The following is a 6117-nucleotide window of genomic DNA, read 5'->3' as shown; positions in this document are numbered from 1 at the left end:
ACCGGCATCTGCACGCTGCCCGAGGGCACCGAGATGGTGATGCCGGGCGACAGCGTGACCATGGACGTGGCGCTGATCGTGCCGATCGCCATGGAGGAGAAGCTGCGCTTCGCCATCCGTGAAGGCGGCCGCACCGTCGGTGCAGGCGTCGTCGCCAGCATCCAGGAATAAGATGATCCCGGCTTCCATGCCGGGCCATCGTCGACAATGATCGACCATCGAGATCGCCGGTATCCGTCACCACGGGTGCCGGCGATTTTCGTTCGAAGCCTCTGCGGCAGGGAGGACGTCCCGAATGCCAGATGCGCCTACGAGCATCCGCCATCGGCATGATCGGCGGATGATGCTCACGATGGGAGGCGCGCTTCTGGTCACCTCGTGCTCGAAGGGGGACGACCTGCAATCGGGCCGCTTTCGCGACGAGGTCGCCGCGGCCGCCCGCACCGAATTTCCGGACTGGTCCATCGCCCTTGACCCGGCGGACCCGACGACCTTCAGGGTCGACGCTTTCCAAATCTATGTCGGCAACCTCTACGCGGTCGTCGATGGCCTGGAGCCCGGCCGCCGCAGGGCCGAGATCGTGAAATTTCTCGGCGTGGTGGAGGCGCAGCGCCGAAAGAAGGCTGCGACGGAGAGCACGAGCGGCGAAACCTTCGACCAGGCACGGCCGCGGCTGCGCATCCAGATCGTTCCGACAGACTACCTCGCCAAGGGCCTCGACGTCGTCCATCGGAAGCTCTCGGACGAACTGGTGATCGTCTACGCGCTCGACGAACCGGATTCCTATGGCACGCTGACGAACAAGCAAATCGATCGCTGGGGCGTGGCGGCGGCGACGGTCGAGAACACGGCGATCGCCAACCTCGAAGACGCCTCCCGCACGGTCGAGCCGAAAATTCGGACTGGACGCGGAGGCGGCTTCGTCACGATTTCGACCGGGGATTCCTACGACGGCGCGCGGCTCCTGCTCCCGGGCTTTCTCGATCGCGTCCGCAAGGATCTCGGCCCGAGCCTCGTCATGATGGTTCCTCGACGTGATTTCCTGATCGGCTGGACAGCGGACTACAGCGGCCGGCTCGATCTCTACGCCGATGCGAAGAGCGAATTCGAACGTGGTCCATATTCGCGCAGCCGCGAGCTGTTTCTCGCCTCCGCCGAGGGCGTGCGACCCCTCCGGCCCGAGGAACGGTCCGTCTATGATTAAAACCGGGCCGTAGTCGCGGGTAGGCGGCCGCCTACCTCTTGCATCCGGACCGCCCTTGCGGCATTGACGTCGCCGCGCCGAGGCGCCGTAGGAGTGTAGCTCAACTGGTTAGAGCGCCGGTCTCCAAAACCGGAGGTTGCGGGTTCGAGTCCCTCCACTCCTGCCAGTTCGGTGCAATTCCGCCTCCTTCGTTCATGGTCGACAAGCCGGAGCACTTGCGCTAGAGCGAGCGCACTCCGAGATCGTCGTCTGCGCTATCGCGGTTAGGGCTTGGGCTTCCGCCTGCGCCCCGCCGTCTCTCGGAATTTCCGGTTTACGTGATCATGGCATCGAACGAAGCGACGAAGAAAGCGGACCCTGCACGGGGCGCCGCCCGTGGGCCGGCAGCGCCGACTACGGCACGCTCCGCGCCTGCGCCGCGTCCTGCCGCCAAGCGCGTCGGACCGGTGGAGTTTCTCGGCCAGGTCCGCGACGAAGGCCGGAAGGTCACGTGGCCGACCCGCAAGGAGACCACGGTCACCACCATCATGGTGTTCCTGATGGTCGTCGTGGCGAGCATCTTCTTCACGGTCGTCGACCAAGCCCTGCGCTGGGGCGTCGGCATGATCCTCGGGATCGCAGGCTAGTTTTTCGGGCGCGCCATTCGCGCCGACGATCGTTTTGAGGAGTTGAACGGCACCGTGTCGAAGCGCTGGTACATCGTCCACGCCTACTCGAACTTCGAGAACAAGGTCGCCCAGTCCATCAAGGATCAGGCGGCTCAGCGCGGACTCACGGACCTGTTCGACGAGGTCATGGTGCCGACCGAGAAGGTCACCGAGGTGCGCCGCGGTCGCAAGGTCGAGGCCGAGCGCAAATTCTTCCCGGGCTACGTTCTGGTGAAGTGCGACCTGACCGACGAGGTCTACCACCTCATCAAGAACACCCCGAAGGTCACCGGCTTCCTCGGTGCCGATAAGTCGAAGCCCGTTCCGATCCCGGACGCGGAAGCCGAGCGCATCAAGGGCCAGGTGCAGGAGGGCGTCGACCGTCCGAAGCATTCGGTCTCTTTCGAGATCGGCGAGACTGTCCGCGTCGCCGACGGCCCCTTCGCCAGCTTCAACGGCACCGTCGAGGAAATCGACGATGCCCGCTCCCGCCTCAAGGTGGCCGTGTCGATTTTCGGCCGCGCCACCCCGGTGGAGCTCGAATACGGACAGGTCGAGAAGGCCTGATCGTAGGGCAGGCGGCCTACCGCCAGCCCATCATCCGCGGGAGATCCGCCCGGTTCGCCGCCGGGAGCTTCGGATCGCACCGCGACCTGCAACCGTCCGCTCCGTCGAAGGCTTAGGCAGCCCGGCGGCGGGCATACATTGGGAGCAGTCCCTATGGCGAAGAAGATCACGGGCTACGTGAAGCTTCAGGTCCCGGCCGGCGCCGCCAATCCGTCGCCGCCGATCGGTCCCGCGCTCGGTCAGCGCGGCCTCAACATCATGGAATTCTGCAAGGCCTTCAACGCGAAGACCCAGCAGATGGAGAAGGGCACCCCGATCCCGGTGATCATCACCGCGTATCAGGATCGCTCCTTCACCTTCGAGATGAAGCAGCCCCCGGTCACCTTCTTCCTGAAGAAGGCCGTCGGCCTGAAGATCGGCAAGAAGCCGGCCTCCGGCTCGAAGACCCCCGGCAAGGGCCCGACCGTCGGCAAGATCACCGAGGCTCAGCTTCGCGAGATCGCCGAGAAGAAGATGCCCGACCTCAACTGCGACTCCGTGGAGTCCGCCGTTGCCATGATCCGTGGCTCTGCCCGGGCCATGGGCCTCGAAGTCGTCGCGTAAGGGAGGGCGAAATGGCTGAAGGTAAGCGCATCCGCTCCGCCCGCGAGGGTATCGAGCCGACTAAGCTCTACACGATCGACGAGGCTATCAAGCTCGTGAAGTCGAAGGCGAACGCGAAGTTCGACGAGACGGTCGAGATCTCGATGAACCTCGGGGTCGATCCGCGTCACGCCGACCAGATGGTCCGCGGCGTCTGCAACCTGCCGAACGGCTCCGGCCGTACGGTTCGTGTGGCGGTGTTCGCCCGCGGCGCCAAGGCCGATGACGCCAAGGCCGCCGGTGCCGACATCGTCGGCGCCGAGGACCTCCTGGAGATCGTCCAGGGCGGCAAGATCGAGTTCGATCGCTGCATCGCGACCCCGGACCTGATGCCGCTCGTCGGCCGTCTCGGTAAGGTACTCGGCCCGCGCGGCCTGATGCCGAACCCGAAGGTCGGGACCGTCACCATGGACGTGAAGGGCGCCGTCGCCGCCGCCAAGGGCGGTGCCGTCGAGTTCCGCGTCGAGAAGGCCGGTATCGTCCATGCCGGCATCGGCAAGGTGTCCTTCGACGAGCAGAAGCTCGTCGAGAACATCAAGGCCTTCGCCGACGCCGTGTCCAAGGCCAAGCCCACGGGCTCCAAGGGCACCTACATCCAGCGCGTCGCCGTTACCTCGACGATGGGCCCGGGTGTGAAGGTCGAGCCGTCGAGCGTGCTCACCGCCTGATCGGCACCGCATCGAAGAAATTGCGCCCGGCCTCGCGAGAGGCCGGGCGTTTTCGTTTGGGGACACGGCGCCCATCTCACCACCGTCATTCCGGGGCGCCGCAGGCGAACCCGGAATCCACGAGTGGCTTCGACGGTGTGTCTGTGCCGCGCATCACGGATGGGTTCCGGGTTATCGCCTTCGGCGAGCCCCGGAATGACGGCGTGGAGGGTGTGAGAGCTGCGTTATCGCCGCATAGCGGCGACCTTGCGCCGCAACGCTGCAAAATCCCTGCAGCAAGGGGCAGTCAGCGCTCACGGCTGTGCTAGATAACGGTGCATGAGATGCACCCTGACCGTTTCATCGAAGCGACGCATCCTCTGCGTCTTCCCGGCCTACACGCCGTCTTTCGGGACCTTCTCCCACGCCTATCCGCTGATGGGCGGGGTCAAGGCGTTCATGCCGCCCCAGGGGCTCCTCGTCATCGCGGCCTACATGCCCGAGACCTGGGAATGCCGCTTCATCGACGAGAACATCAAGGCCGCGACGCCCGAGGAGTTCGCCTGGGCAGACGCGGTCTTCGTCTCCGGGATGCACATCCAGGAAGGCCAGATCCACGACATCCGGCGCCGCGCCCATGCCGCGGGTAAGGTCGCGGTGCTCGGCGGCCCCTCGGTCTCGGGCGCGCCCGAGAAGTACCCGGATTTCGACTACCTCCATTGCGGCGAGATCGGCGACGCCACCGACCATCTCATCCAGATCCTCGACGAAAGCTGCGCTCGCCCGGCGACCCAGGTCGTTCTCGACACCAAGGACCGGCTCGGCCTCTCCGATTTTCCCTCGCCGGCCTATGAGGCGGTGCCGCTCAAGCGCTATCTGATCGGCTCGCTGCAATTCTCCTCGGGCTGCCCGTATCGCTGCGAGTTCTGCGACATCCCGCAGCTCTACGGTCGCCAGCCCCGCCTGAAGACCCCGGAACAGCTCTGCTCAGAGCTCGATGCCATCGTGGCGCAGCCCGGCCACCCGGCCGTGGTCTATTTCGTCGACGACAACTTCATCGGCAACCGCAAGGCGACGCGGGACATGCTGCCGGTGCTCGTCGAATGGCAGAAGAAGAACAACTTCCCGCTTCAGTTCGCCTGCGAGGCGACTCTGAACATGGCCAAGCAGCCTGAGATTCTCGAGTTGATGCGGCAGGCCAACTTCATGACGGTCTTCGTCGGCATCGAGACGCCCGAGGCGGAGGCGCTGAAGGGCATCGACAAGACCCACAACGCCGCCGTGCCGATGTACGAGGCGATCGAGACCCTGAACTCTTACGGGCTCGAAGTGACGTCGGGCATCATCCTCGGCCTCGACTCCGACACGGACAAATCCGAGCAGAACCTGATCGACTTCATCGACAAGTCGGCGATCCCGGTGCTGACGATCAACCTGCTTCAGGCGCTCCCCAAGACCCCGCTCTGGGACCGGCTCGAGCGGGAAGGGCGCCTCGTTCACGACGCCAGCCTCGAATCCAACGTGCTGTTCATGCGGCCGCACGACACCGTCGTGGCGAGCTGGCGCCGGGCCATTGCCCATGCCTATACCCCCGAGCGGCTGTTCGAGCGCTTCAAACACCAGTGCGAGACGACCTATCCGCACCGGATCAAGACGCCGGCGGCCGGCAAGGTGACCTTCACGAACCTACGCCGCGGTCTGATCCTCGGATTCAACATCATCACGCGGGTCGGCCTGTTTTCCGACTATCGCAAGCCGTTCTGGAGCGCGGCCGGCTACGCGCTGAAGCGCGGGCAGATCGAGGCGGTGTTCAACATGGGCTTCGTCGCCCACCACCTGATCCGCTTCACCCGCGAGGCCCTGCGCGGCGAGCACAACGCCTCGTTTTATGCGGCCAAGGCTGCCGAGACCGAGGCCGCCCGGGATCGCGGCTTCTGGGCCAACGCGCGCCGCCGCTTCGTGCCGGAGCGAGAGGCGGCTTAGACCCCAGCTTTGGGATGAACGGATGAACGCTGGCGTAACATGGGACTTTGTCCCGTGCGCGCCGTTTTAGCCTGCCGTAAGCTCAGGCTTGGTCAAACAGGCATCATGAAACCGGTAAATCACTGATCGCGTCCGGTGATGGGCTCGCCACCCGATGCGGTGAACGAGCGGTCCACTACCGTGTGACTGGGTCGACGGTTCCGACACCGGCTGTGATTGTCCCGGTACCAAGCGGCCAGACCGGCGAGCGCCAGCTTGTTCCAAATCGATCCCCATCGCGCCGACCCGCCGCTCAACTAATCGTAAGGGACGGCCTCGACGCGCTGCTTGGCCGGCAAAAAGTGCAGGGTGATTCGGCTCGATTTGGCACAACCGGTCCGTCGAGGGCGCTCTGATGCGTCGAACTCGGTCGACGCGGCCTCGGCAA

7 protein-coding genes and 1 tRNA gene are annotated in these 6117 nt (G+C 65.1%); all 8 read left to right on the top strand.

Going from position 1 to position 6117, the window contains the following annotated elements:
- On the top strand, positions 1-171 hold a 171-nt coding region (locus GGR33_RS24585), incomplete at its 5' end, for an EF-Tu C-terminal domain-related protein (RefSeq protein ID WP_484502666.1).
- A gap of 124 nt (positions 172-295) precedes the next feature.
- Positions 296-1204 carry a DUF1444 family protein gene (locus GGR33_RS24580; protein ID WP_210302198.1) on the top strand — a complete coding sequence of 303 codons (909 nt, stop codon included), beginning with the start codon at positions 296-298 and terminating at the stop codon, positions 1202-1204.
- 89 nt (positions 1205-1293) lie between these two features.
- Positions 1294-1370: transfer RNA gene (locus tag GGR33_RS24575), tRNA-Trp, on the top strand.
- A gap of 157 nt (positions 1371-1527) precedes the next feature.
- Complete coding sequence (secE, locus tag GGR33_RS24570) at positions 1528-1830, top strand: preprotein translocase subunit SecE (protein ID WP_183513349.1); 303 nt, start codon at positions 1528-1530, stop codon at positions 1828-1830.
- A gap of 54 nt (positions 1831-1884) precedes the next feature.
- The gene (gene nusG / locus GGR33_RS24565) at positions 1885-2418 is read left to right on the top strand and encodes a transcription termination/antitermination protein NusG (protein ID WP_183513348.1); all 534 of its coding nucleotides are present in this window, start codon (positions 1885-1887) and stop codon (positions 2416-2418) included.
- 153 nt (positions 2419-2571) lie between these two features.
- On the top strand, positions 2572-3021 hold the full coding sequence (gene rplK / locus GGR33_RS24560) for a 50S ribosomal protein L11 (RefSeq protein ID WP_183513347.1): 450 nt from the start codon (positions 2572-2574) through the stop codon (positions 3019-3021).
- Positions 3022-3032: 11 nt separating this feature from the next.
- Complete coding sequence (rplA, locus tag GGR33_RS24555) at positions 3033-3728, top strand: 50S ribosomal protein L1 (protein WP_183513346.1); 696 nt, start codon at positions 3033-3035, stop codon at positions 3726-3728.
- A 318-nt stretch (positions 3729-4046) separates the two neighbouring features.
- A complete protein-coding gene (locus tag GGR33_RS24550; protein WP_183513345.1) occupies positions 4047-5690 on the top strand; it encodes a B12-binding domain-containing radical SAM protein in 1644 nt (547 codons plus the stop codon).
- The last annotated feature ends 427 nt before the right edge of the window (positions 5691-6117 follow it).

This window comes from Methylobacterium brachythecii (assembly GCF_014196345.1).
Taxonomy (GTDB): Bacteria; Pseudomonadota; Alphaproteobacteria; order Rhizobiales; family Beijerinckiaceae; genus Methylobacterium; species Methylobacterium brachythecii.
This window is presented reverse-complemented; position numbering and strand designations above follow the sequence as displayed.